This is a genomic window from Pseudomonas machongensis, from assembly GCF_034961125.1.
Classification (GTDB): Bacteria; Pseudomonadota; Gammaproteobacteria; order Pseudomonadales; family Pseudomonadaceae; genus Aquipseudomonas; species Aquipseudomonas machongensis.
In genome coordinates, this window is sequence record NZ_JAYFUI010000187.1 from 265,802 (window position 1) to 290,879 (window position 25,078).

Sequence of the window (25,078 nt, forward strand, 5' to 3'; positions counted from 1 at the left end):
TATCCGCCGCGCTGCGCAAATGGCGCTGGAGGTGTCGCGCAACACCGACATCAGTGCCCGCGAGGGGGCGAGCGTGGTGCAGGAAGCGGTGCAGACGATGCAGGCGGTGGCCGATCAGATGCACAGCACATCGACCACCATCGAGGCCCTGGGCAAGCAGTCGCTGGTCATCAGCTCGATCGTGCAGACCATCGGCAGCATCGCCTCGCAGACCAACTTGCTGGCGCTCAACGCTGCCATCGAAGCGGCCCGTGCGGGCGAGCAGGGGCGCGGGTTTGCCGTGGTCGCCGATGAGGTGCGCCAGCTTGCAGCGCGCACCAGCGCGGCGACCGAAGAGATCGTCGCGGTGGTGGCGCGTAACCAGCAATTGGCCGATCAAGCGGTGGTGGAGATCGAACACAGCCGCGAGCAGGCGGGGGTCGGGCTGACCCTGGCAGGCCAGGCGGGCAGCGCCATCACCGATATTCAGGAAGGCGCACGCCGCGTGGTGCAGGCGGTCGGGCAGGTGACCCAGGACCTGCGCTGAGCCGCAGATATCAGTCGGGCTGGCGCCAGATCAGCTCGCGAGTATCGTAGCCGCGCTGGCGGGCCACTTCGAGCAACTGGTTGCGCGTGCGTTCGCTCACCGTAGGCGTGCGCGACAGCAGCCACAGGTACTCGCGGTTCGGATGGCCAACCACGGCCACGCGGTAGTCCGGATCGTGGTACAGCACCCAGTATTCGCCCTTGGCGGTGTCCGGCGCCAGTTTGCTGAACCAGTTGTCGAACCTCACCCACAGCTTGTCGGTCTGGCCGGGTTGCTGCAGTTGAGCAATGCCGGTCGCCTCCTGCCACTCGCCGTCTTCGTCTCGGCAGCGGTTGGTGACATCGACCTGGCCATCTTCGCGTAGCTGGTAATTGGCCTCGGACTGCACGCAGTCACGTTGGAAGAACATCGGCAGGCGTGCCAGTTCGTACCATTTGCCCTGGTACTGCTCGAGATTGACCGGCATGGTCTTGGGTGGCGGCTTGTCCGCCGAGGAGCCGACGCAACCGCCCAGCGCCAGGGCCAGGCAGGAAACCAGCAAGGTGGCGCGAATCGCCATGAAGAACCTCCGCAATGACTGTGGTGTCATTGCTTGGACGCCGGACACTGGCGAAAGTTGAATCTTTCAGCGTGGCTCCAGCGCGGCGTCCATCATCCGCTCAAGCGCGGCATACTCGGCATGGCTGACCGCAACCAGGCCGCTGGCGTCCTGGGAGTGGGCGAAGGCGGCGAGGGCTTCGGGGTCGTCGAGCATGGCCTGGCGAATGCGGGCCTTGAGCGCCGGGCACAGGTTGGCGCGGAACACGTAGGGGTCGTAGTAGATCGGCGCTGAACGCCACAGCACCTGGAGCCTGGCGGGGTCGATGGCGTGGCTGGCAAGGTAGGCGTCGGCGCGCTCGCTGGCGACGAAGGCGGCATCGACGCGCCCTTCCAGCAGGGCCTGCAGCGCCTTGTCATGGGTGCCGGCGTACACCAGCGCACCGAAGTAGCGCTGCAAGGGCGTGGTCACCTGCGCTGCGAACTCGACGCTCGGTACCAGGCTGCCGGAGGTGCTGGCCGGGTCGCTCAGTGCCACGCGCTTGCCGCGCAGTGCCGTCAGGTCCGCAGGCCCCGGGCTGCGGGTGAGCAGTAATGCCTGGTAGTGGTTGCCGGCCGGGGTATAGGGCCCGGCGCTCAGGGTGAAGGTGGCGAAGGCCTCGACCTGCGGGTCGCGACGGTGCGCCAGTACATAGGAGGCCGGCCCCAGCCGGGCGATGTCGGCGCCGCCGGAGACGATGGCATCCACCACGCCCTCGTAGGAGGGCGCGACCACCAGCTCCACCGGCACGCCCGTGGCCTCGCTCAGGCGCTGCAACAGTGGCTGGTTTTCGCGCAGCATCGCCTCGGCGCCCTTGAGCGGGATCACCGCCAGGCGCAGGCTGCGGGGCGCACAGTCGGCCAGCGCGCCGAGCGCTGGCAGCATCAGGGCCAGCAGCGTAAGTGCCTTCAATGCACGCATGATTTCTCCTCGAGGGCATTGAAGGGCGGGTAGTCGCGCAGTTGTGCCGGCGACAGCGGACGGCTGAAGTGATAGCCCTGGGCAATGTCGCAACCGGCAAGCTTCAGGCACACCAACTGCTCGCGGGTCTCCACGCCCTCGGCCACCACCTCCAGGCCCAGGCGCTTGGCCAGGATGATGGTCGAGGAGACGATGGGGCTGTCATCATGGCTGTTGCACAGCGGCGCGATCAGGGCGCGGTCGATCTTCAGCTTCGACAGCGGCAGCGCCTGCAGGTGGGCGAAGCCCGCATAGCCACGACCGAAGTCGTCGAGGCTGATGCCGATACCGGCGGCGCGCAGCCGGTGCAGGTGCTCGAGGGCCGTGCCTTCGGGGTCGAGCACGGTGGTTTCGGTGATCTCCAGCTCCAGTTGCCGAGTTTCGATGGCATGCTGCGCCAGGGTTTCAAGCAAGCGCTCGCTGAAGTCGGCCTGGCGCAGTTGCAGCGCCGAGACATTCACCGCCAGGCGCGTATCACGGCCCTGGGCCTGCCAGCTCGCCAACGCCTCGCAGGCCAGGCGCAGCACCTCCCAGCCCAGCTCGACGATGAAGCCGCTGCGCTCGGCCATGCCGATGAAACGGTCCGGGTAGAGCAAGCCGAACTCCGGATGCTCCCAGCGCACCAGTGCCTCGTAGCCCAGTACCTGCAGAGTGTCGAGACGAATCTGCGGCTGGAAGTGAAGCACGAACTGGTGCTCGGCCAGGGCGCTGCCGAAGGCCTGTTCGAGGGTGAAGGCCTGGATGTCGGGCAGGTTCAGCGAAGGGTCGAAGAAGCGGTACTGCGCACGCCCAGCCTGCTTGGCCGAGTACATCGCCGCGTCCGCACAGCGGATCAGGCTGTCGATTTCCTGGTCATCGCGCGGGGCGATGCTCACCCCGACACTGGGGCTGGTGTTGACTTCCTTGCCGTCCAGGGCGTAGGTCGCGGACAGCTTGACCACCAGCGCGCGGACCCAGGCGTCGATCTGTTCCTCGCTGCGGTTGCCGGCCAGCAACACCACGAATTCATCGCCGCCGAAGCGCGAGGCTTCGTCTTCGGGTTCGAGCATGCGCTGGATGCGCCCGGCGACGGCTTGCAGCAACAGGTCGCCGATCTTGTGACCGAGTGAATCGTTGATCGACTTGAAACGGTCCATGTCGATGAACAGGATCGCCGTCAGGCGACGCCGGGCGCGCTGGCGCGCGAGGGCCTGGGCGGCGACTTCGACGAACTGGCGGCGGTTGTGCAGGCCGCTGAGGTGGTCGGTGGCGGCGGCGTGGCTGCTGCGTCGATGTTCATCCTCCAGGCGCCCGATCAACTGCTGGTTGACCTGTTGCGTCTGCTCCAGCTCGCTGAAGGCTTCCTGACGCTTGCGCAGCAGGCGCAGGCTCCAGAACAGGCCGCCGAGGATCAGCAAGGTCATGCACAGGTTCAGCCAGAACTGGCGGTCGTAGGCGAGGGTGGTGGGCGCGAGAATCTCGTCATGACGCTGGCTGACCACCACGCTGAAGCCGCGGTCGGCGACCCGGCGGTACAGGCTCTGGTAGGTGCTGGCGTAGGTGTACTGGGTGAACTGCCCCGCGTCGCTGTTGCCGCTGGGCAGTTCCGGCTCCAGCGACTCGGCGGCCACCACCACGCCGCTGCTGTCGATGCGTACGCGCTCCTGGCCGTCCGCCTGGAGCAGGCGCATCAGGCCGCTGTGACCCAGGTCGATGTGCTGGAAGAGTACCGCCAGGTAGCCGATGTCCAGCTGTACCACGAGGATGTTGTCGATCTCGCGGCCGCTCGGGTCGGTCAGCGGCAGCAGGAAGGGCAGGCGCCATTTTGGCAAGGCGTTGGGGGCGTTGTCGGGGGCGATCTGGGGCATGAAGGGCTTGAAACCATGGCGCGCGACATGTTGCTTGAGCTGCTTGAGCCAGTCTTGCGGCAGTTGCTGGACTTCGTCGATAGGGCTGGCAGAGACCAGCCTACCCTGCTGGTCGTACAGGCTCATGCGCTTGAACACGGGGTCTTCGGCCAACAGCCGCGCCAGGCTGAGGTTGCCCTGGCGCATGCTGAGCAGGTCATCCTGAGTGACACGCCCTACGGCCTGGGCCCGATCGACCAGTTGGCGCAGGCTTTCGCCGACGATGCTGGCCAGGTTCAGGTGCTCGGCGGCCTTGGCCGCCAGGGCATCATGACGGGCGGCGGCCTTTTGCGTGAAATGCAGCCCCCAGAGAAAGGCCAGGGTGACGGTGCACAGCATCAGCAGCAGCAGGGGCAACAAGCCTGCAGGCGAGGGGGAGCGGCGGTTCACGTTGTGTTGTTCCCGAGCCCTGTGGTGCAGCAAAAATAAGACAGCAAGATGACAAAGGAATGACTAGTGGCGAAATGCTTCTATCCGCCGCAGGCTGCTCCTCTGTGTGCAGGAGCAAGCGTCTTGTTCAAAATCTAAAGGCCAGCGCAAGTCCCTGTGGGAGCAACTGTCTTGCTCAAAATCTAGAAGCCAGCCCAATCCCTGTGGGAGCGGCGGTTCGCCGCTGCGACTTGTCCCGCGAACACGGGCGGAGCCCGTGCCGGGCAGCGCGGTGTCCTTTTCGCGGGCAAGCCCGCTCCTACACCAACGCCTGCAACGCCGCCCGGGCCTCATCGCTGGCCAGGCACTGAATAAACAGTTCGCCCTCGCGCCGAACGGTCTCTTCCAGCTCCCGTCGCTGCCCATCCTTGAGCAGGCGTTTGCTGATGCGCAGGGCCTGCTGCGGCATGGCCTGCAAGCGTCGGGCAAGCGCTACCGCGGCCGCCAGGCACTGTTCGCCGTCGTCATGCAACTCATTGGCCAGGCCCCAGGCCAGTGCCTGTTCGCCGCTGAGCAACTCGTTGGCCAGCAGCAGTCGCGCCGCCCGCTGATGTCCGAGCAGGCGTGGCAGCAGCAGGCTCGAGCCGAATTCCGGGCACACGCCCAAGGGCGCGAATGGCATGCGCAGTTTCGCCGAGCGACTGACCAGCACCTGGTCGCAGTGCACCAACAGGGTGCAGCCGATGCCGATGGCGGGGCCGTTGACGGCGGCGAGCAGCGGCTTGTCCAGTGTCAGCACGGTGCGCATCATGCGAAACACCGGGCTGTCCAGATCACGTGGGGGGGTGTCGAGAAAGTCGCGCAGGTCATTGCCGGCGCTGAAGCACGCCGTGCCGCCGGTCAGCAGTATCACCTCGACGGCCGGGTCTTCGCTGGCCGCCCGCAGATGGCGGTCCAGCGCGCTGTACATCGCGCTGTTGAGCGCGTTGAGCTTGTCGGGACGGTTGAAGGTCAGGGTCAGTAAACCCTGGTCGAGGCTGCAGGTGATCAGGTCGGGCATGGCTGGGATTCTTGTTATTGGCCGGAGCACAGGGTTTATCACGCGCTGCGCCTTGTTGTACAGTCGTTCAGTCCAACCCGCCGCGACGAGAATCTGCATGACCCAGGAAGCCCGCTACAACCGCATGGCGCCCGAAGAACGCAAGGCCATCCTGGTCCAGGCGACCCTGGCCTGTCTCAAGCGCGATGGCTTCCAGGGCGCGTCGATCCGCAAGATCTCCGCCGAGGCAGGGGTGTCGGTAGGGCTGATCAGTCACCATTATTCGGGCAAGGACGAACTGGTCGCCGAGGCCTACCGCGCTGTGACCGGGCGGGTCATGGGCCTGCTGCGCGAGGCCATGGCGCAGGCCGCACCCAATGCCCGCGAGCGCCTGTCGGCGTTCTTTCGCGGATCGTTCTGCGCCGAGTTGCTCGACCCGCAGTTGCTCGACGCCTGGCTGGCCTTCTGGGGCGCGGTGAAAACCGCCGAGGCGATCAATCAGGCGCACGACCACTCCTACTCCGAATACCGCAACGAACTGGCCGCACTGCTGGCGGCGCTGGCCGGCGAGGAGGGCTGGCAGGCCTTCGACGCGGACCTCGCCGCGATCAGCCTGAGCGCCTTGCTCGATGGGCTGTGGCTCGAATCGGGGCTCAATCCCAATACCTTCACCCCGGAACAGGGCGTGCAGATCTGCGAGGCCTGGGTCGATGGCCTGCAGGCCGGCGGGCGTCGGCGCTTCAGCCTGCCGGGAGGCTGTTGATCGGTCGTTCAGTACCGGGTAGGCTGCTGGCGCGGGTTTCAGAACAACATCAAAGAAGAGACCACACGCAATGACACCTCGGGTACTGGTCGTCGACGACGATCCGCTCATTCGTGACCTGTTGCAGGCCTATCTCGCGCGGGAAGGCTACGACGTACGCTGCGCCGACACCGCCGAAGAGGCCGAGCGCTACCTGGCCAGCCAGTCGGTGGACCTGGTCATGCTCGACATCCGCCTGCCGGGCAAGGACGGCCTGACCCTGACCCGCGAGCTGCGGGTGCGCTCGGAGGTCGGCATCATCCTGATCACTGGCCGCAACGATGATATCGACCGCATTGTCGGTCTTGAATGCGGCGCCGACGACTATGTGATCAAGCCGCTCAACCCGCGTGAGCTGGTGTCGCGGGCCAAGAACCTGATCCGCCGCGTGCGCCACGCCCAGACAACCCGCCCTGGCGCCATCGCCAGCCCTTGCCTCAAGCAGTTCGCCGACTGGGCGCTGGATAGCGACCGACGCCGGTTGATCGACCCGCAGGGCGGTGAAACCCTGCTGACCCATGGCGAGTTCCAGCTGCTCAGCGTGTTCCTGCGCAACAGTGGCCACACCCTCAGCCGCGACCAGTTGATGGACCAGATCCGCAACCGCGAGTGGGTGCCCAACGACCGTTCCATCGACGTGCTGGTTGGCCGTCTGCGGCGCAAGTTGCACGACGACCCGGCCGAGCCGCAACTGATCATCACCATCCACGGCACCGGCTACCTGTTCACCGCCAGCGTGGCGGCCTGAGGCCATGCGCGGCCTGGGCCTCGCCTGGCTGTTGCTGCTGAGCGTGCAGGCGCTGGCGGCAGCGCCGGTGCGTTACTGCGACTACCCGGTGTACCCGCCGGTGTCGTGGAGCGATGGCAAGCAGGTGCGTGGCCTGGCGCCGACCGTGGTGCGCGAGTTGTTCGCTCGGCTCGGGCTGGAGGTCGAGATCGTGGTGCTGGGCAACTGGAAGCGCTGCCTGCTGGATGCAGCCGAAGGGCGGGTGGATGTGGTGCTGGCCTACAGCAGCGACCAACGTGATCAAGGCATGCGCTTCTCCCGAGTGCCGGTACTGCGCGAGGAGGTCGCGGTATTCGTCAACCGCAAGCGACCGGTACGTTTCGAACTGCTCGACGATCTTGCCAGCTATCGCGGCGGGCTGCTGTTCGGCGAAAGCTACGGCCCGGCCTTCGACCGTTTCGTTGCCCGCCACCAGAACATCGAATGGGTGTCGTCCAGCCAGCAGAATTTCGGCAAGTTGATTCGCGGGCGCATCGACTTCGTGATCCAGGAGCGGCGCACTGGCGAGTTGTTCGTCGAGCACCTGCCTGGCGCAGGCGATATCCAGGCGCTGCCCGCGGCGCTGAGTGTCGACTATCTGCGAGTCGCCGTTTCACGCCATAGCCCCTTGAGCCAGCGCACGGATGAGATCGACGCGCAGTTGCAGCAGATGAGCGAGCGCGGCGAAATCGACAACTGGCTGCATCAGAGCGAAGTGACCTACCGCGACATGATCGGGCAACCGGCAGGTGCGCGATGATTCGTCTGCGCGCCGACGGCCTGCTGCGCCGCCTGCTGCTGTTCATCCTGCTGTTCAGCCTGTGCTTCACCGTGCTGGCCAGCGCGGTGCAGCTGTATTTCGAGTACCGCCGCGAAATGCGCGATATCGACGCGCGCATGGAACTGATCCGCGCCGGTTACCTGGCGAGCCTGGAGCGCAGCCTGTGGGACCTGGACCAGGAGCAGCTCAACGTTCAGTTGCGCGGGCTGGTGGACTTCTCCGATGTGGCTCGGGTGCGGCTGGACAGCAGCGACTTTCAGTTGCTGCAAGGCCAGGCCGAACCTGCCGGGCCACTGCGCGTCGAGCGGTTCGCCCTGGACTTCCAGCCGCCTTCCGGGCCGCCGAGGCACTTGGGGGAACTCGAGGTAAGCATCGACTTGGGCGCGGTGCATCAGCGCCTGTTCGCCACCGGGCTGACCAGCCTGCTATGGATGAGCGTGTTTCTCTGCGGGCTGGCGGTGGCGCTGTCCGGGCTGTTCTACCGCCTGGTCACCCGCCACTTGCAGGTGATGGCCGAGTTTGCCCGGCGCGTGGCGGCGGGCCAGTGGCAGGAGCCGCTACGCCTGGACAAGCGGCGTTCGCCACGCGCCGATGAGATCGACACCGTGGCCCACGCCCTGGACGACATGCGCCAGGCGATCCTCAGCGATATCGAGCGCCGCGAGCAGGATCGCCTGGCCCTGCAGGACAAGCGTGACGAACTGCAGGCCATGGTCGAGCGGCGCACCGAAAGCCTGGCCCGAGCCAAGGACGAAGCCGAGGCGGCGAACCTGGCCAAGTCGCGCTTCCTGGCGACCATGAGCCACGAGTTGCGCACTCCGCTCAACGGCATTCTCGGCATGGCCGAACTGCTGCGCACCAGCAGCTTCGACACGTTGGGCCGCAAGCGTCTGGAGGCGCTGTACAAGGCCGGCGAAGGGCTGTCGAGCATCCTCAACGAGGTGCTGTTCTTCGCCCGTCTGGAAGAAGGTGAAAGCCACCCGGAGCCTGTGGACTTTGCCCTGCGCCAGCTGTGCAACGAGGTGCTGACCCTGCTCGAGCCGCGCGCCACCGCCAATGGCACCGAGCTGGACTGCCATATCGATGCCCGGCTGGCGCCCCATCAGTTCGGCGCCGAGCAGTACCTGCGCCAAGTGCTGAGCAACCTGCTGGCCAATGCGATCAAGTTCACCGAAGGCGGCCGGGTCAGCCTCGAGGTGCGCGTGCTGCAGGGGCAGTGGTTGCGGGTGCAGGTCAGCGATGACGGCATCGGCATCGCCCCGGCAATGCAGGCGCGGATCTTCGAGCGTTTCACCCAGGCCAGTGAAACCGTGGCTCGGCGTTACGGCGGCACGGGCTTGGGGCTTGCAATCTGCAAGCACCTGATCGAACGCCTGGGCGGTCGGATCGGCGTGGACAGCCGCGAAGGGCAGGGCAGTTGCTTCTGGTTCGAGGTGGAGCTGCCCGCGGGCCACGACGTTGCCGCCGAGTCCGCCAGCCAGGGGCTTTCGCCTGCCCTCGAGATCCTGGTGGTCGAGGATGTGGCGCTCAACCGCGAGGTGGCGGGCGGCTTGCTCGAGCGTGACGGGCACCGTGTCAGCTTCGCCGAGGATGCGGCGCAGGCGCTGGCGGTCTGCGCACAACGACGCTTCGACCTGCTGCTGCTGGATGTCCACCTGCCAGGCATGAGCGGTGTCGAGTTGTGCCGGCAACTGCGCGCGGGCGCCGGGCCGAATCGGCAGACGCGAATCCTGGCCCTGACGGCGGGCGTGCAACCGGCCGTGGTACGCGGCTACCTGGAAGCCGGGATGCAGGGGGTGCTGGCCAAACCGTTGCGCCTGGATCGACTGCGCCGTGCGCTGGCCCAGGCCGAGCCGCTGGTGCTCGAGCCCGGTGCACACGCCGCCCTGGATCTGGCCCTGCTGCAAACCCATCGCCAGTTGCTCGGCGAGCAGAAGGTGCAGGGGCTGCTGGCGACCCTGCGCCAGAGCCTCGAGGCGCAGCGCGGGGCTTTGCTCGACGCCCTGCACCTGGGGGACTGCACCCAGGCCGCAGACTTGGCCCATCGCCTGGCGGGCAGCAGCGATTCGTTGGGGCTGAGCGGGTTGGCGACGGCGTTGAGGCAGGTCGAGCAAGCAGCAGTGGCTCTGGACAGCCAGGCGCTGCAAGCGCTGGCAGACAGTACGCGAACCGCCCTGGATGCCGCGCTCATCCTGCTGGAACAGTTGATCCAGAGCGCTCGTACATAATTCTTACGACTTTTTACATCTTCGATCCCAAGCTTCAACGTCCGCTTACATCGCTTTCCAATAATCCCTGACAACCGCGTGGTTCGCGGTCCGTCAGGCTTATTGGAGATAAGAATAATGAAAGGTCCCAAAGCTCAGCCCAACGCCATGCTGGAGGTGCGTCATGTCTGAGCCCTCCGAACGCAAAGGCATCCACCTCACTCGCGCGCTCAAGAGCCGGCACATCTTCATGCTGTCGCTGGGCGGTGTGATCGGCACCGGCCTGTTCATGGGCTCGGGGGTGACCATCAACCAGGGTGGCCCGATGGGGGCGATCCTGGCCTACCTGGTGGCAGGCTTCCTGATGTACCTGGTGATGGTCTGCCTGGGTGAGCTGTCGGTGCAGATGCCGGTCTCGGGCTCGTTCCAGGCCCACGCGACAAAATACATCGGCCCGGCCACGGGCTTCATGATTGGCTGGGTGTACTGGATGAGCTGGGCCACCACCGTGGGCCTGGAGTTCACCGCCGCCGGCATGCTGATGACCCGCTGGTTCCCCGAGGTGCCGATCTGGTACTGGTCGGCGCTGTTCGTTGCCGTGCTGTTCGGCCTCAACGCCTTGGCCACCCGGGCTTTCGGCGAGGCCGAGTACTGGTTCTCGGGGATCAAGGTCGCGGCGATCCTGGGCTTCATCATCGTCGGTATCCTGGTCATCTTCGGCGCCATCCCGCTGACCAGCGGCGCACCGGCACCGATGCTCGACAATCTGGTTGGCGACTCGCTGTTCCCCAACGGGCTGCCTGCGGTGTTCGCAGTGATGATGACTGTGGTCTATGCCTTCCAGGGCTGCGAAATCATGGGGGTGGCTGCGGGCGAGACCGACCAGCCGGAAAAGAGCATCCCGCGGGCGGTGCGCAATGTGGTGTTCCGCGTACTGATCTTCTACGTGCTGGCCATCGCGGTGCTGTCGGCCATCGTGCCGTGGCAGCAGGCGGGGCTGATGGAGAGCCCGTTCGTGCAGGTGTTCGACATGGTCGGTATCCCGTACGCGGCCGACCTGATGAACTTCGTGATTCTCACCGCCATTCTCTCGGTGGGCAACTCGGGGTTGTACGCCTCCACGCGCATCCTCTGGGCCATGTCCAAGAGCGGCATGGCCCCGAAAACCCTGTCGCCCCTGAGCTCGCGCGGCGTGCCGCTGCGGGCGCTGAGCATCACCCTGTGCTTTGCCCTGGTGTCGCTGATGACCAGTTTCATTGCCGCCGACACCTTGTTCATGGTGCTGATGGCGGTGAGCGGAATGTCCGGGACCGTGACCTGGATCGTCATCGCCCTGGCGCAGTACCGCTTCCGCCGTGCCTTCCTGCGCGAGGGTGGCAAGCTCGAGGACATCAAGTACCGCGCGCCGTTGTACCCGCTGATCCCGCTGCTGTGCATCACCCTGTGCAGCTCGCTGTTCGTGTTCCTGGCGCTGGATGAAACGCAGAGGCCGTCGCTGTACTGGGGCTTTGGCTTCATTGCCCTGTGCTACCTGGCGTACTTCGTGATGAACCGCAAGCGTTCGCAGACCCTCGTGCCGACGGCGCCTGGGGTTTGAATCTTCGCTGAAACCACTGGCCCTATCGCGCGGCCCGCTCCTACAGATGCGATCTCTGTAGGAGCGGGCTTGTCCCGCGATGAGGCCCTCCGCAACACCCCCAAACCCCGATTGTTCGAAGTTGTAACAGCCCCATATGCGCCAATTGCCGCCTTGTTGAACACTCGTTTAGTATCTTCTCCAAGCCCACCCCAACCACAACAACTCGAGGCTTCCCATGACCAGCCTGTTGACCACCCTCGAAGCCGGTGTCGCCTGGATCACGCTCAACCGCCCCGACCAGCGCAATGCCCTGGACATCCCCACCCTCAAACACCTGCACAGCCTGCTCGAAGACTTCAATGCCGACCCCGCCGTGCGCGTGGTGGTGCTGACCGGCAGTGGGCGCAGCTTCTGCGCCGGGGCCGACCTGGCCGAATGGGCCGAGGCCGAAGCCCGCGGCGCCCTGGAAAGCTACGGCTGGACCGAAACCGCCCATGCCTTGATGCAGCGCCTGCACACCCTCGACAAACCCACCCTCGCCGCGATCAACGGCACCGCCGTCGGCGCCGGCATGGACCTGACCCTGTGCTGCGACCTGCGCATCGCCGCCGCTTCGGCGCGCTTCAAGGCCGGCTACACCAGCATGGCCTACAGCCCTGACGCGGGCGCCAGTTGGCACCTGCCGCGGTTGATCGGCAGCGAGCAGGCCAAGCGCCTGCTGTTCCTCGACGAGCTGTGGGGCGCCGAACGGGCGCTCGCCGCAGGCCTGGTGGGCGAAGTCTGTGCCGACGATCAACTGCTGACCGTGACCGCAGAACTCTCCTCGCGCCTGGCCCAGGGCCCAACTTTCGCCTTCGCCCAGACCAAGCGCCTGATCCGCGACGGTGCCCAGCGCACCCTGGCCGAGCAATTGTCTGCAGAACTGGCCGCCGGGCTGCTGTGCGGGCGCAGCGAGGACGGTGCCGAGGCACTGCGCGCCTCCGTCGAGCGCAGGCCCGCGCGCTTCGTCGGCAAATGACCTTCCAGCACCTCCCTCAGTACCTTCTCCAGGACCATGCCAGATGAATTTCCAACTGACCCAAGAACAAGAAATGTTGGTGGAAGCGGTACGCAGTTTCGTTGCCAAGGAGCTGCTGCCCCACGAGGAAGAGGTCGACCGCGCCGACGCGGTGTCGCCCGAGCTTGCCGCGCAGATTCGCGGCAAGGCCATCGCCGCAGGCTTCTATGCCTTCAACATGCCCGAGGAAGTCGGCGGTGGCGGGCTTGATTACCTGTCCCAGGCGCTGATCGAACGTGAGTTGTCGAAGGTGTCCTGGGCCGTGCACGTGTTCGTCGCACGCCCTTCGAAAATTCTCATGGCCTGCAAGGACGAGCAGATCAACGATTACCTGCTGCCCAGCGTGCAGGGCGAGAAGATCGATTGCTTCGCCCTCACCGAGCCTGGCGCCGGCTCCGATGCCAACGCCATCAAGACCCGCGCCGTGCGTCAGGGCGACGACTTCGTGATCAATGGCAGCAAGCATTTCATCAGCCATGCCGGGCACGCCGACTTCGCCATCGTCTTCGCCGTTACCGACACCTACGAACACAACGGCCGCAAGCGCAATGCCGTGACCGCTTTCCTGGTCGATCGCGGCACCCCCGGCATGACCATCCGCCGTGGACCAAAGTGCGTGAGCAATCGCGGCTACCACACCTATGAGCTGTTCTTCGACGACTGCAAGGTGCCCGCCAGCAAGGTGCTGGGCGAGGTCGGCAAGGGCTGGGAAGTGGCCAACGCCTGGCTCACCGCCGGGCGGGTGATGGTCGCTGCCAACTGCGTCGGCCAGGCCCAGCGTGCACTGGACCTGTCGCTGCAGTGGTCGGCGGATCGCAAGCAGTTCGGCCAACCGATCGGCAGTTACCAGGGCGTGTCGTTCAAGCTTGCCGACATGGCCACCCAGATCCGCGCGGCCGAGCTGCTGACCCTGCACACCGCCTGGAAAATGGACCAGGGCAGCATGACCGATGGCGAGGCCGGCATGGCCAAGCTGTTCGCCAGCGAAGTGCTGGGCAAGGTCGCCGATGAAGCGGTACAGATCTTTGGCGGCATGGGCCTGATGGACGAGGGACCGGTGGAGCGCATCTGGCGCAACGCGCGGATCGAGCGGATCTGGGAGGGCACGTCAGAGATCCAGCGGCATATCATTTCCCGCGAACTGCTGCGCCCTCTGCTGCGCTGATCGGGCTGGAGAATACTCATGTCGCAGTCGATTCGTGACAACCTCAAGCGTCTGCTGGCGCCGCAGCACCTGGCCTTCGTCGGTGGCCGCAGCATGGCCCGCGCCCTCAAGCGCTGCGCCGAAGGCGGGTTCCAGGGCCCGATGTGGCTGGTCAACCCGCAGCACCCCAGCATCGATGGCATCCCGTGCGTGGCCAGCGTCGCCGAGCTGCCGTGCGGCCCGGATGCCGTGTTCATCGCCACCAACCGCGAGCTGACCCTGAGCTGCGTCGAACAACTCGCCGCGCTCGGTGCCGGTGGGGCGATCTGCTACGCCTCGGGCTTTGCCGAAAGTGGCGCCGAGGGCGAGGCCTTGCAGCAGCGCCTGCTGCAGGCGGCCGGCAACATGGCCCTGCTCGGGCCCAACTGCTATGGCCTGCTCGACTACCTGCACAGCGCCGCGCTGTGGCCGGTCGCCCATGGTGGCAAGACGGTCGAGAAGGGCGTGGCGATCCTCACCCAGAGCGGCAACTTCGCCTACAACCTGTCGATGAGCGACCGCTCGCTGCCTGTGGCCTACATGGCGTCGGTCGGCAACCAGGCGCAACTGGGCGTGGCCGAGCTGATGGACGTGCTGCTGGACGATCCACGCGTCACCGCCATCGGCCTGCACCTGGAAGGATTGAAGAACGTACCCGGCTTCGCTCGCGCCGCACACAAGGCGCTGGAGCGCGGCACGCCGATCATCGCGCTGAAGACGGGCGTGTCGCAGATCGGTGCCGAACTTGCGCTCAGCCACACCAGCTCGTTGTCCGGCTCCGATGCGCTGTACGACGCCTTGTTCAAACGCCTGGGCGTGATCCGCGTAAGCGGCCCGGTAAGCTTCGTCGAGACGCTCAAGGCCGCCGCCTGCGGGCAGTTGCCCCAAGGCGGGCGGCTGATTGCCCTGGCCTGCTCGGGCGGTGATGCCGGGCTGATCGCCGACTATGCCGAGCGCAACCAACTGAGCCTGCCCAAGCTCGAGCTGGGCCAGGTCGATGAACTGGCCCAGGTGCTGCCCAGCTACGCCAATCTGGTCAACCCGTTGGACTTCACCACGGCCATCTGGGGCGATGGCGAGGCGCTGCAGCGCATGCTCGACAGCGCCCTGCGCAGCGACGCCGATGCGGCGATGCTGGTGCTCGACTATCCGGCCGAGTTCACCGGCGAGCGCAAGGAGTGCGACCTGCTGCTGGCGCTGTACTGCCAGGCCCTGGCGCGTCACGGCAAGATCGGCTTCGTCACCTCGGCCTTCCCCGAGCTGCTGCCGGCCAGCGCCCGTGAGCATCTGCATGCCCACGGCATCGCGGCGTTGCAGGGCGTGGAAGATGGCCTGGCGGCCTGGAGCCGGATCGTGGCGTACCAGGCCAATCGACAGCGCCTGCTGGCATTGGGCGAGTCCGCACTGGTGCCGTTGTGTCCGCAGGCGCTGACTGGCAAGGCGCGCTTGCTGGACGAGTGGCAGTCCAAGCAGGCCCTGCGGCCCTTTGGTTTGCCGGTCCCGGACGGTCGGCTGAGCACCCCTGGTTCGGCGCTGGCCGATTCGGCCACTGTCGGCTTTCCGTTGGTGCTCAAGGCCGTCAGCGCACAGTTGCCGCACAAGACCGAAGCCGGCGCGGTGGCGCTGAACCTGCGTGATGGCCGGGCGCTCGAGGCAGCGCTGCACCAGATGCGCGAACGTATCCACGCCCATGCGCCGCAGGTGCCGTTCGATCGAGTACTGCTCGAACCGATGGCCGAGCCCGCGTTGGCCGAGCTGATCGTCGGCATCAAGCGCGAGAACGGCTTTGCCCTGGCACTGGTCATCGGTGCGGGCGGGGTGCTGGTCGAGCTGCTCAAGGACAGCACCAGCCTGCTGCTGCCCACCACCGATGGCGCCATCCGCGCCGCCTTGCTCGGGCTGCGCAGCGCCGGATTGCTGCAGGGCTTCCGCGGGCGCCCGGCGGCCGATCTGGATGCCTTGGTGGCCGCGATACGCGCGGTGGCCGACTACGCCTACGAAAACGCCAGCCAGTTGCTGGAACTGGACGTCAACCCATTGATGGTCGGCGCCAACGCCACCACGGCGGTCGATGCGCTGATCCGCCTGGGCCAGGCCTGAGGAGATGAACATGCATGACAAACCCTTGACCGGCGGCCAGGCCCTGGTCCGATTGCTGGCCAACTATGGCGTCGACACCGTGTTCGGCATCCCCGGCGTGCACACGCTGGAGCTGTATCGCGGCCTGCCTGGCAGTGGCATCCGCCATGTGCTGACCCGCCATGAACAGGGCGCTGGCTTCATGGCCGACGGCTATGCGCGCATCAGTGGCAAGCCGGGTGTGTGCTTCGTCATCACCGGCCCCGGTGTGACCAATGCCGCCACCGCCATCGGCCAGGCCCATGCCGACTCGATTCCGTTGCTGGTGATTTCCAGCGTCAACCACAGCGCCAGCCTGGGCAAGGGCTGGGGTTGCCTGCACGAGACCCAGGACCAACGCGCGATGACCGCGCCGATCACCGCCTTCTCGGCGCTGGCCCTGAGCCCGGAAGACCTGCCTGAGCTGATCGCCCGCGCCTGGGCGGTGTTCGACAGCGAGCGACCGCGGCCGGTGCATATTTCGGTGCCGCTGGATGTGCTGTCGGCAGCGGTGGCGCGTGACTGGAGCGCCGAGGTGGTACGCCGCCCTGGTCGCAGCGTGCCGGATCGCACGGTGCTGGATCAGGTGGCGGCCAGGCTGGCCGCTGCCACGCGCCCGATGATCATCGCTGGCGGTGGGGCATTGCAGGCGGGTGCTGAACTGGCCGCGCTGAGCGAGCACCTGGCGGCACCGGTGTTCACCAGTGTGGCAGGCAAGGGGCTGCTGCCGCCTGAGGCGCCGCTCAGTGCCGGCGCTAGCCTGTGTGTGGAGCCTGGCTGGCAGATGATCGCCGAGGCCGATGTGGTGCTGGCGGTGGGGACCGAGATGGCCGACACCGATTTCTGGCGCGAGCGCCTGCCGATCAACGGCGAGCTGATCCGTATCGATATCGACCCGCGCAAGTTCAACGATTTCTACCCTTGCGCGCTGGCATTGCAGGGTGATGCGCGGCTCACCCTGGCCGGGGTGCTGGAGCATCTTCCACAGGTTCGCCGCGACGCCACGGCGGTCATCCAGGCGGTTGCCGGCCTGCGCGAGGCGGTGAGGGCAGGGCATGGTCCGTTGCAGCGGCTGCACCAAGGCATTCTCGACCGTGTGGGCCGGGCATTGCCGGACAATGCCTTCATCAGTACCGACATGACGCAGTTGGCCTATACCGGCAACTACGCCTTCCCCAGCAAGGCGCCGCGCAGTTGGCTGCATCCCACGGGGTACGGAACCCTGGGTTATGGTCTACCGGCGGGCATCGGCGGCATGTTCGCCGGTGGCGAGCGTCCGGGCCTGGTGCTGGTGGGTGACGGCGGCTTCCTGTACACCGCGCAGGAACTGGCCACGGCGGTCGAGGAGCTGGACCGGCCGCTGGTGGTATTGCTGTGGAACAACGATGCGCTCGGGCAGATCCGCGACGATATGCTGGGCCTGGATATTGAGCCCATCGGCGTGCTGCCGCGCAACCCCGACTTCATCGGCCTGGGCCGCGCCTTCGGTTGCGCCGTGGCGCAGCCGGGCAGCCTCGATGAACTGGAGCAGGAACTCAGGAACGGATTCGCGCGCAACGGCGTCACCCTGATCGAACTCAGGCATGCCTGCGCCCATTGATGGAGGCTTTTCATGCGTTTTTCCAAGCTGACCCAGCGCATCGCCGGTGACGGCGCTGCGGCCTGGGAGATTCACTACCGTGCCCTTGAGCTGCAGGCTCAGGGCCGCGACATCCTGCTGCTGTCGGTGGGCGACCCGGACTTCGATACCCCGGCGCCGATCGTCCAGGCCGCCATCGACAGCCTGCAGGACGGCCACACCCATTACTCCGATGTACGCGGCAAGCTCGCCCTGCGCCAGGCCATCGCCCGGCGCCACCAGCAGCGCAGCGGCCAAGCCGTCGATGCCGACCAGGTGACGGTGCTGGCCGGTGCCCAGTGCGCGTTGTTCTGCGTGGCCCAGTGCGTGCTCGACCCGGGTGACGAGGTGATTGTCGCAGAACCGATGTACGTCACCTACGAGGCCGTGTTCGGCGCCTGTGGCGCCACGGTGGTGCCGGTGCCGGTCAAGCCCGAGCATGGCTTTCGCGTGCAGGCCGAGGATGTTGCCGCGCGCATCACCCCGCGTACCCGCGCGCTGGCGCTGAACAGCCCGCACAACCCCTCCGGTGCCAGCCTGCCGCGCAGCACCTGGAAGGCGCTGGCCGAACTGTGCGTGGCCCATGACCTGTGGCTGATCAGCGACGAGGTGTACAGCGAGCTGTTGTACGAAGGCGAGCACATCAGCCCTGGCAGCCTGCCAGGCATGGCCGACCGGACCGCGACCCTGAATAGCCTGTCCAAGTCCCACGCCATGACCGGCTGGCGGGTTGGCTGGGTGGTCGGCTCGCCAGCGCTGGCCAGCCATCTGGAGAACCTGGCGCTGTGCATGCTGTATGGCTCGCCGGACTTCATCCAGGATGCCGCCGTGGTGGCGCTGGAGCAGCGCCTGCCGGAGCTCGAAGCGATGCGCGAGGCCTATCGACAGCGGCGCGACCTGGTCTGCGAACGCTTGGCCGATTGCCCGGGGGTGAAGGCACTCAAGCCTGATGGCGGGATGTTCGTGATGGTCGATATCCGCCAGACCGGCCTCAGCGCCCAGGCGTTTTCCAGCCTGCTGTTGGAGGAACATGGCGTATCGGTACTGGCGGGGGAGGCGTTCGGGCCGAGTGCGGCGGGGCATATTCGCCTGGGGCTGGTGCTGGGTGCCGAGGCCCTGACCGAGGCTTGCCGGCGGATTGCCCAGTGTGCTTCGCAGGTGCTGGAGGGCAGGGTAGTTACAGGTTGAGGCGGATCGCCTTTTTCGCGGGCTTGCCCGCGAAAAGGCCGGTCCTGCCAATCAACCTTCCACAGCCCCCTCAACCGGCCGATCGAACGCAACGAACAACTGATCCGCTGTGATCGCCCCCAGATCCAGGCGCATGTTCGCCTCCAGCATCGCGAACAGCCGGGTGAACACCTCGAACACCTTGCAGTGATCCTCCATCCCCGAGAACGGGTTGTCGATCTTCTCGGCGATCAGCGAGCTCTCCTGCACTGCGTCGTACACCTCGCGCAGGGTGATCTCGCTGGCCGGGCGGGCGAGGGTGAGGCCGCCCTGGGCGCCGCGCCAGGACTTGAGAATGTTGGCCTTGACCATCTGCGAAGCCAGGCTGCGCACCCGTGTGGGGTGCACCTTGACCCACTTGGCGATGGTCTCGGTGCGCAGTTTCTGCGGCGCGTTGGCGGCCACGAACGAGAGGATGTACGAGGCGGTGATCAGGCGGGTCGATTGGCTCATCGGTAAAAATCCCTGGTGAATCGCAAAGTCGGTGTCCCTGTGAAAATCCATCTTGGCAGGGGCATGCCAATGAGTCTAATGTATTTGTCACGATGACAATTACAAATATTCGGTCATCGATGCCTGCGATCCTTCTTTCAGCGGTTCAACAGGGGCAATGCCATGAGCGATAAGAACAACAAGATCACTCAAGCGATGCCCGACGGCGGCCTGCCACGTCGGGAGTTCCTCAAGTACAGCGCGGCAGCGGCGACCTTTGCCGGTGCCTTCTCCCTCGGCCTGCCCATGCCGGGCTGGGCCGAGGAGGCCACCCCCAAGGCTGGCGGCACCCTGCGCATGGGGCTGGCCGGGGGTAGCACCACTGACTCGCGTGACCCCGGCACCTGGGCCGACACCTTCACCTTCGTCGGCTTCTCGGCGGTCTACAACACCCTCAGCGAAATCAGCGTCGACGGCACCGCCATTCCTGAACTGGCCGAGCGCTGGGAGTCCAGCCCCGATGCCAAGGTCTGGACCTTCTTCCTGCGCCAGGGCGTGACCTTCCACGACGGCAAGAGCCTCGATGCCGGCGATGTGGTCGCCTCGATCCAGCATCACCTGGGCGAGAAATCCACCTCGGCGGCCAAGACCGTCCTCGGCGATGTTGCCGTGGTGCGTGCGCAGGACGCCGCCACCGTGGTGTTCGAGCTGCACTCGGGCAACGCCGACTTCCCCTATGTGGTCGCCGACTACCACCTGGTGATCATGCCCGCCAAGGACGGCGCCGCCGACTGGCAGGCCGGCATCGGCACCGGCGGCTATCGTCTCAAGCACTTCGAACCGGGTGTGCGCATGGACCTGGTGCGCAGCCCCGATTACTGGAAGCCGGGCAGGGCGCATTTCGCCACGGCCGAGTTGCTGTCGATCGCCGACGGCGCGGCGCGGGTCAATGCCCTGGTCACAGGCCAGGTAGATGTGATCAACAAGGTCGACCTCAAGACCGTGGCGCTGCTCAAGCGCAACCCGCAACTGGTGATCGAGGAAACCAAAGGCGCCCAGCACTACACCTTCCCCATGCTCTGCGACACCGCGCAGTTTCAGGACAACAACGTGCGCCTGGCGCTCAAGCACGCCATCGACCGCCAGGCCTTGCTCACCTCGGTGCTCTACGGTTATGGCCAGATCGGCAACGACCACCCGATCCAGCCTGGCAGCCGCTTCATCAACACGGCCCTGGAGCAGCGGGTGTACGACGCCGACAAGGCGCGCTTCTACCTCAAGCAGGCCGGCATGGACAGCCTCAAGGTGCGCCTGCAGGCCTCCGACGCCGCCTACACCGGCGCGGTCGATGCCTCGGTGCTGTTCAAGGAGCAGGCGCGCAAGGCCGGTATCGACATCGACGTGGTGCGCGAGCCGGCCGACGGCTTCTTCACCAACGTGTGGATGAAGCAGCCGTTCACCACCTCGTTCTGGTACTCGAGCCTGACCGCCGACCGCATGTTCAGCATCGGCTACGCCAAGGGCGCGGCGTGGAACGAGACGCACTGGGACAACCCGCGCTTCAACCAGTTGCTCAACGCCGCCCGTGGCGAGATGAACGCTCCGCTGCGCCAGGAGATGTACAACGAAATGCAGGCGCTGTGTCGCGATGACGGCGGCGCCATCGTGCCGTTGTTCGCAAGCTCCGTCGCGGCCCGCTCCCGGCGGGTGATGCATGGCGGCGTCACCGCACCTTACGGTGAGCTGGACGGCCTGCGCCTGATCGAGCGCTGGTGGCAGGCCTGAATCCCCCTTTCGTCGCGAGGACCGTACGGTGAATAGTCTCTGCAAACTGCTCGCCCAGCGCCTGGCCCTGGGCCTGCTGTCGCTGCTGGCGGTGTCGGTGATCATCTTCCTGGCGGTGGGCATGCTCCCGGGCGACGTGGCCCAGGCCATGCTCGGCCAGGCCGCCACCCCGGAAACCGTGGCTGCACTGCGCAGCCAACTGGGCCTGGACCAACCCGCGCTGACGCGCTTCTTCCACTGGGGCTGGCAACTGCTGCAAGGCGATCTCGGCGTGTCGCTGGCCAACCAGCGGCCGATCGCCGAGCTGATCGGCGCTCGCCTGGGCAACACCTTCAGCCTGGCGCTGCTGGCGGCCCTGGTGTCGGTGCCACTGGCGCTGCTGCTGGGCATGCTGGCGGCGCTGTACCGCAACAGCTGGTTCGACCGGCTGCTCAACACCAGCGCCCTGAGTGCGGTGTCGTTCCCGGAATTCTTCGTCGCCTACATCCTGATCCTGGTGTTCGCGGTGAAGCTGGCCTGGCTGCCAAGCATCTCCAACCTCTCCCCGGATGCCTCCCTGGGCGAGGTGCTGGAGCGCTCGCTGTTGCCGGTGCTGACCCTGAGCCTGGTGGTGGTGGCGCAGATGATGCGCATGACCCGCGCCTCGCTGATCAACCTGCTCGCCAGCCCCTACATCGAGATGGCCCGGCTCAAGGGTATCGGTCAGGCGCGGATCATCTTCCGTCATGCCTTGCCCAACGCCCTGGCGCCGATCGTCAACGTGGTAGCGCTGAACCTGGCGTACCTGGTGGTTGGCGTGGTGGTGGTCGAGGTGGTGTTCGTCTATCCGGGCCTGGGCCAGTTGCTGGTCGACTCGGTGGCCAAGCGCGACATCCCGGTGGTGCAGGCCTGCAGCCTGATCTTCGCCGCCACCTACATCCTGCTCAACACCAGTGCCGATGTGCTGTCGATCGCCAGCAACCCGCGCCTGATGCATCCGAAGGGGTAGCCCATGAGCCTGTACACGCAATTGCGCCGTGCGCCGCTGAGCGCCAAGTTCGGCCTGCTGGTGATCCTGCTGTATGTGCTGGTGGCGCTGTTCGCGCCGCTGGTGGCGCCGTTCGGCGAAACCGAAGTGGTCGGCGAGGGCTTTGCACCCTGGGGCGGGCAGTTCCTGCTCGGCACCGACAACCTGGGCCGCGACATGTTCAGCCGCCTGGTCTATGGCGCACGCAATACTCTCGGCATCGCCTTCCTGACTACCGTGCTGGCCTTCGCCCTGGGCGGCTTCTGCGGGCTGGTGGCGGCGATTCGCGGTGGCTGGATCGACCAGGGCATGTCGCGGGTGGTGGACATCCTCATGGCCATCCCGCAACTGATCTTCGCCTTGCTGATCCTCAGCGTGGTCGGCACCACCACCACCTCGCTGGTGCTGGTGATCGCGCTGCTCGATGCCACCCGGGTGTTCCGCCTGTCGCGGGCGGTGGCGATGAGCGTGGTGGTGCAGGACTTCGTCGAGGCGGCGCGGCTGCGCGGGGAAGGGCTGTGGTGGCTGGTCACCCGCGAGGTGCTGCCCAATGCCGCAGCGCCGTTGATTGCCGAGTTCGGCCTGCGCTTCTGCTTTGTCTTCCTGTTCATCAGTGCACTGTCGTTCCTCGGCCTGGGCATCCAGCCGCCCACCGCCGACTGGGGCAGCATGGTCCGCGACAACGCCGTGCTGATCACCTTCGGCGATGTCAGCCCGCTGCTGCCGGCGCTGGCGGTGGCGTTGATCACCGTGAGCGTGAATTTCGTCGTCGACTGGGTGCTGCACAAGTCCAGCGGCCTGAAGGAGTGCTGAGCATGAAACCGCTACTGCAAATCCGCGACCTGCATATCGAAGGTCACTCCGACGACGCCTGGCACCCGCTGGTCAAGGGCATCGACCTGACCCTGCAGCGCGGCGAGGTACTGGGCTTGATCGGTGAGTCGGGGGCGGGCAAGTCGACCCTTGGCCTCGCTGCGATGGGGTACGTGCGCGACGGCTGCCGCATCGCTCGTGGCTCGGTGTGCTTCGACGGCCAGGAACTGGTCGGCGCGGCCCCCGAAGTACTGCGCAAGCTGCGCGGCCTACGGGTGGCCTACGTGGCGCAGAGCGCTGCGGCGTCGTTCAACCCGGCGCATCGGTTGATCGACCAGCATGTGGAAACCGCCGTGATCAACGGCGGAATCGACCGTGCCACCGCCGAGGCCGAGGCGGTCGAACTGTACCGCGTGCTGCGCCTGCCGGACCCGGAGAACATCGGTCGGCGCTACCCACACCAGGTGTCTGGCGGCCAACTGCAGCGGGTGATGACCGCCATGGCGATGGCCTGCCACCCGGACTTGATCGTGTTCGACGAGCCGACCACTGCGCTCGACGTGACCACCCAGATCGAGGTGATCGCCGCCATTCGCGATGCGGTCAAGCGCTTCGGCAGCGCAGCGTTGTACATCAGCCACGACCTGGCCCTGGTGGCGCAGATCGCCGACCGCATCATGGTGCTGCGCCACGGCAGCCTGGTCGAGGAGGCTGCCACCCGCACCATGCTCGGCGCCCCGAGCCAGGACTACACCCGTTCGCTGTGGGCGGTGCGCAGCTTCCATACCGAACCCAAGCCCAGCCAGGCGCAGGCCCGGCCACTGCTCGAGGTGCGCAATGCCTCGGCCAGCTACGGCGCCCAGCCGGTGCTGCACGATGTGTCGCTCAAGCTGCAGCGCGGCCAGACGCTGGCGGTGATTGGCGAGTCCGGCAGCGGCAAGAGCACCACCGCGCGGCTGATTACCGGGCTCCTGCAACCGAGCAGCGGCCAGGTGCTGTACGACGGTGAAGCCTTGCCGGCCGACTACCGGCGGCGCAGCAAGGAACAGTTGCGACGCATCCAGATGATCTACCAGATCCCCGACACCGCGCTCAATCCACGCCAGCGCATCGTCGACATCATCGGCCGGCCGGTGGCGTTCTACCTGGGGCTCAAGGGCAGGGCGCTGCGCGAGCGGGTCGCCGAGCTGCTGGAGATGATCGAGCTGGACCCTGCCAGGTTCATGGAGCGCCAGCCCCGCGAACTGTCCGGCGGGCAGAAACAGCGAGTGTGCATCGCCCGCGCCCTGGCCGCCGAGCCGCAACTGATCATCTGCGACGAGGTGACCTCGGCCCTCGATCAACTGGTGGCCGAAGGCGTGCTCAAGCTGCTCGACCGTATTCAGCGCCAGCTCGGCGTGGCCTATCTGTTCATTACCCACGATGTGGCCACCGTGCGCGCCATCGCCGACGAGGTGATGGTGATGCAGCGGGGCAGGGTGGTGGACCAGGGGCGGCGCGAGTCGATCTTCACCCCGCCCTATCAGGATTACACCGGGCTGCTGTTCTCTTCCGAACCGCAGATGGATCCGGACTGGCTCGACCGCCTGTTGGCCGGTCGCGCCGCTGCCACTACCCAGCCAATTGCCGAAGGACAGCTTCCATGAACGTACTGATCGTCCACGCCCACCCTGAACCGCATTCCTTCACCGCCGCCCTGCGCGACCAGGCGGTGGAGACTTTCAAGGCCCAGGGACACCAGGTGCAGGTCAGCGACCTGTACGCCATGGGCTGGAACCCGGTGGCCAGCGCCGAGGATTTCAGCACCCGTGAAAACCCGGAGTATCTGGTCTATGCGCTGGAACAACGCCTGGGCGTCAAGAGCGGCTCCATCGCCGCGGATATCCAGCAGGAGCTGGACAAGCTGCTGTGGGCCGATCTGCTGGTGCTGAACTTCCCGATCTTCTGGTTCTCCGCCCCGGCCATGCTCAAGGGCTGGATCGACCGGGTGCTGGTGTCGGGGGTGTGCTATGGCGGCAAGCGCTTCTACGACCAGGGCGGCCTGGCGGGCAAGAAGGCGCTGGTGACCGTGACCCTGGGCGGGCGTGAGCACATGTTCGGCGAGGGGGCGATCCACGGACCGCTGGAGGACATGCTGCGGCCGATCCTGCGCGGCACCTTGGCCTATGTCGGTTTCGAGGTGCTGGCGCCGTTCGTGGCCTGGCACGTGCCCTATATCAGCGACGAGGCGCGGGGTGAGTTCCTGGTGCAGTATCGTCAGCGTCTGGAACAGCTTTCGGATGACCAGCCACTGGTGTTCCCGCGTCTGGCGCAGTTCGACGAGGCGCTGTATCCGTTGCGATGATGG

20 protein-coding genes and 1 pseudogene are annotated in these 25,078 nt (G+C 66.3%); 16 read left to right on the forward strand and 5 right to left on the reverse strand.

The window, feature by feature from the left end; translation table 11 throughout:
• Positions 1-91: 91 nt before the first annotated feature.
• Positions 92-526, forward strand: a pseudogene (locus VA602_RS26860) (methyl-accepting chemotaxis protein); the annotation flags it as partial.
• Between the two features lie 10 nt (positions 527-536).
• Here the strand turns inward: VA602_RS26860 and VA602_RS20025 are convergent.
• The 4 genes from VA602_RS20025 to VA602_RS20040 all read right to left on the reverse strand — a co-directional run bounded on the left by VA602_RS20025 (position 537) and on the right by VA602_RS20040 (position 5,378).
• Positions 537-1,085, reverse strand: a complete 549-nt coding sequence (locus VA602_RS20025; protein WP_054894128.1) for a lipocalin family protein — start codon at positions 1,083-1,085, stop codon at positions 537-539.
• Positions 1,086-1,151: 66 nt separating this feature from the next.
• The gene (locus VA602_RS20030) at positions 1,152-2,024 is read right to left on the reverse strand and encodes a phosphate/phosphite/phosphonate ABC transporter substrate-binding protein (RefSeq protein WP_323454101.1); all 873 of its coding nucleotides are present in this window, start codon (positions 2,022-2,024) and stop codon (positions 1,152-1,154) included.
• On the reverse strand, positions 2,012-4,339 hold the full coding sequence (locus VA602_RS20035) for a bifunctional diguanylate cyclase/phosphodiesterase (RefSeq protein ID WP_323454102.1): 2,328 nt from the start codon (positions 4,337-4,339) through the stop codon (positions 2,012-2,014). The genes VA602_RS20030 and VA602_RS20035 overlap by 13 nt, the downstream gene beginning before the upstream one ends.
• Before the next feature lie 298 nt (positions 4,340-4,637).
• Positions 4,638-5,378, reverse strand: coding sequence for an enoyl-CoA hydratase (locus VA602_RS20040; RefSeq protein ID WP_323454103.1), 741 nt, complete (start codon positions 5,376-5,378; stop codon positions 4,638-4,640).
• 97 nt (positions 5,379-5,475) lie between these two features.
• Between VA602_RS20040 and VA602_RS20045 the strand changes: the two genes are divergently transcribed.
• From VA602_RS20045 to VA602_RS20090, 10 genes are all read left to right on the forward strand, one after another.
• Positions 5,476-6,120, forward strand: coding sequence for a TetR family transcriptional regulator C-terminal domain-containing protein (locus tag VA602_RS20045; RefSeq protein ID WP_063544536.1), 645 nt, complete (start codon positions 5,476-5,478; stop codon positions 6,118-6,120).
• Positions 6,121-6,190: 70 nt separating this feature from the next.
• The gene (locus VA602_RS20050) at positions 6,191-6,907 is read left to right on the forward strand and encodes a response regulator (protein WP_323454104.1); all 717 of its coding nucleotides are present in this window, start codon (positions 6,191-6,193) and stop codon (positions 6,905-6,907) included.
• Between the two features lie 4 nt (positions 6,908-6,911).
• Complete coding sequence (locus tag VA602_RS20055; protein ID WP_323454105.1) at positions 6,912-7,685, forward strand: substrate-binding periplasmic protein; 774 nt, start codon at positions 6,912-6,914, stop codon at positions 7,683-7,685.
• Positions 7,682-9,934: an ATP-binding protein gene (locus tag VA602_RS20060; RefSeq protein ID WP_323454106.1), complete on the forward strand. Its 2,253-nt coding sequence runs from the start codon at positions 7,682-7,684 to the stop codon at positions 9,932-9,934. The genes VA602_RS20055 and VA602_RS20060 overlap by 4 nt, the downstream gene beginning before the upstream one ends.
• 163 nt (positions 9,935-10,097) lie before the next feature.
• The gene (locus tag VA602_RS20065; protein ID WP_323454107.1) at positions 10,098-11,510 is read left to right on the forward strand and encodes an amino acid permease; all 1,413 of its coding nucleotides are present in this window, start codon (positions 10,098-10,100) and stop codon (positions 11,508-11,510) included.
• Positions 11,511-11,727: 217 nt separating this feature from the next.
• Positions 11,728-12,510: an enoyl-CoA hydratase/isomerase family protein gene (locus tag VA602_RS20070; RefSeq protein ID WP_112898035.1), complete on the forward strand. Its 783-nt coding sequence runs from the start codon at positions 11,728-11,730 to the stop codon at positions 12,508-12,510.
• Between the two features lie 43 nt (positions 12,511-12,553).
• Positions 12,554-13,714, forward strand: coding sequence for an acyl-CoA dehydrogenase family protein (locus VA602_RS20075; RefSeq protein WP_065863505.1), 1,161 nt, complete (start codon positions 12,554-12,556; stop codon positions 13,712-13,714).
• Positions 13,715-13,732: 18 nt separating this feature from the next.
• Positions 13,733-15,832, forward strand: coding sequence for an acetate--CoA ligase family protein (locus VA602_RS20080; protein ID WP_323454108.1), 2,100 nt, complete (start codon positions 13,733-13,735; stop codon positions 15,830-15,832).
• A 10-nt stretch (positions 15,833-15,842) separates the two neighbouring features.
• Complete coding sequence (locus tag VA602_RS20085; protein ID WP_323454109.1) at positions 15,843-17,450, forward strand: 5-guanidino-2-oxopentanoate decarboxylase; 1,608 nt, start codon at positions 15,843-15,845, stop codon at positions 17,448-17,450.
• 12 nt (positions 17,451-17,462) lie between these two features.
• Entirely contained in the window at positions 17,463-18,656 is a 1,194-nt protein-coding gene (locus VA602_RS20090) for a pyridoxal phosphate-dependent aminotransferase (protein ID WP_323454110.1), read from the forward strand.
• A 51-nt stretch (positions 18,657-18,707) separates the two neighbouring features.
• Here VA602_RS20090 and VA602_RS20095 read toward each other — a convergent pair whose 3' ends face one another.
• The gene (locus VA602_RS20095) at positions 18,708-19,148 is read right to left on the reverse strand and encodes an RrF2 family transcriptional regulator (protein WP_063544552.1); all 441 of its coding nucleotides are present in this window, start codon (positions 19,146-19,148) and stop codon (positions 18,708-18,710) included.
• Between the two features lie 162 nt (positions 19,149-19,310).
• Here VA602_RS20095 and VA602_RS20100 point away from each other — a divergent pair, with 162 nt between their 5' ends.
• The 5 genes from VA602_RS20100 to VA602_RS20120 are packed head-to-tail and all read left to right on the forward strand — an operon-like array spanning position 19,311 to position 25,075.
• A complete protein-coding gene (locus VA602_RS20100; protein WP_323454111.1) occupies positions 19,311-20,912 on the forward strand; it encodes an ABC transporter substrate-binding protein in 1,602 nt (533 codons plus the stop codon).
• Between the two features lie 28 nt (positions 20,913-20,940).
• Positions 20,941-21,900, forward strand: coding sequence for an ABC transporter permease (locus VA602_RS20105; RefSeq protein WP_054894144.1), 960 nt, complete (start codon positions 20,941-20,943; stop codon positions 21,898-21,900).
• A 3-nt stretch (positions 21,901-21,903) separates the two neighbouring features.
• Positions 21,904-22,731, forward strand: coding sequence for an ABC transporter permease (locus tag VA602_RS20110; RefSeq protein ID WP_054894145.1), 828 nt, complete (start codon positions 21,904-21,906; stop codon positions 22,729-22,731).
• Between the two features lie 2 nt (positions 22,732-22,733).
• A complete protein-coding gene (locus VA602_RS20115) occupies positions 22,734-24,377 on the forward strand; it encodes an ABC transporter ATP-binding protein (protein ID WP_323454112.1) in 1,644 nt (547 codons plus the stop codon).
• Positions 24,374-25,075, forward strand: coding sequence for an NAD(P)H-dependent oxidoreductase (locus VA602_RS20120; protein ID WP_323454113.1), 702 nt, complete (start codon positions 24,374-24,376; stop codon positions 25,073-25,075). Before VA602_RS20115 ends, VA602_RS20120 begins: the two co-directional genes overlap by 4 nt.
• The last annotated feature ends 3 nt before the right edge of the window (positions 25,076-25,078 follow it).

What these genes read in the sequence shown, in the direction of transcription:
- VA602_RS20025 (WP_054894128.1), bottom strand. Translation starts at nt 1,085, where the DNA reads ATGGCGATTCGCGCCACCTTGCTGGTTTCCTGCCTGGCCCTGGCGCTG.
- VA602_RS20030 (WP_323454101.1), bottom strand. Translation starts at nt 2,024, where the DNA reads ATGCGTGCATTGAAGGCACTTACGCTGCTGGCCCTGATGCTGCCAGCG.
- VA602_RS20040 (WP_323454103.1), bottom strand. Translation starts at nt 5,378, where the DNA reads ATGCCCGACCTGATCACCTGCAGCCTCGACCAGGGTTTACTGACCCTG.
- VA602_RS20045 (WP_063544536.1), top strand. Translation starts at nt 5,476, where the DNA reads ATGACCCAGGAAGCCCGCTACAACCGCATGGCGCCCGAAGAACGCAAG.
- VA602_RS20050 (WP_323454104.1), top strand. Translation starts at nt 6,191, where the DNA reads ATGACACCTCGGGTACTGGTCGTCGACGACGATCCGCTCATTCGTGAC.
- VA602_RS20055 (WP_323454105.1), top strand. Translation starts at nt 6,912, where the DNA reads ATGCGCGGCCTGGGCCTCGCCTGGCTGTTGCTGCTGAGCGTGCAGGCG.
- VA602_RS20060 (WP_323454106.1), top strand. Translation starts at nt 7,682, where the DNA reads ATGATTCGTCTGCGCGCCGACGGCCTGCTGCGCCGCCTGCTGCTGTTC.
- VA602_RS20065 (WP_323454107.1), top strand. Translation starts at nt 10,098, where the DNA reads ATGTCTGAGCCCTCCGAACGCAAAGGCATCCACCTCACTCGCGCGCTC.
- VA602_RS20070 (WP_112898035.1), top strand. Translation starts at nt 11,728, where the DNA reads ATGACCAGCCTGTTGACCACCCTCGAAGCCGGTGTCGCCTGGATCACG.
- VA602_RS20075 (WP_065863505.1), top strand. Translation starts at nt 12,554, where the DNA reads ATGAATTTCCAACTGACCCAAGAACAAGAAATGTTGGTGGAAGCGGTA.
- VA602_RS20080 (WP_323454108.1), top strand. Translation starts at nt 13,733, where the DNA reads ATGTCGCAGTCGATTCGTGACAACCTCAAGCGTCTGCTGGCGCCGCAG.
- VA602_RS20085 (WP_323454109.1), top strand. Translation starts at nt 15,843, where the DNA reads ATGCATGACAAACCCTTGACCGGCGGCCAGGCCCTGGTCCGATTGCTG.
- VA602_RS20090 (WP_323454110.1), top strand. Translation starts at nt 17,463, where the DNA reads ATGCGTTTTTCCAAGCTGACCCAGCGCATCGCCGGTGACGGCGCTGCG.
- VA602_RS20095 (WP_063544552.1), bottom strand. Translation starts at nt 19,148, where the DNA reads ATGAGCCAATCGACCCGCCTGATCACCGCCTCGTACATCCTCTCGTTC.
- VA602_RS20100 (WP_323454111.1), top strand. Translation starts at nt 19,311, where the DNA reads ATGAGCGATAAGAACAACAAGATCACTCAAGCGATGCCCGACGGCGGC.
- VA602_RS20110 (WP_054894145.1), top strand. Translation starts at nt 21,904, where the DNA reads ATGAGCCTGTACACGCAATTGCGCCGTGCGCCGCTGAGCGCCAAGTTC.
- VA602_RS20115 (WP_323454112.1), top strand. Translation starts at nt 22,734, where the DNA reads ATGAAACCGCTACTGCAAATCCGCGACCTGCATATCGAAGGTCACTCC.
- VA602_RS20120 (WP_323454113.1), top strand. Translation starts at nt 24,374, where the DNA reads ATGAACGTACTGATCGTCCACGCCCACCCTGAACCGCATTCCTTCACC.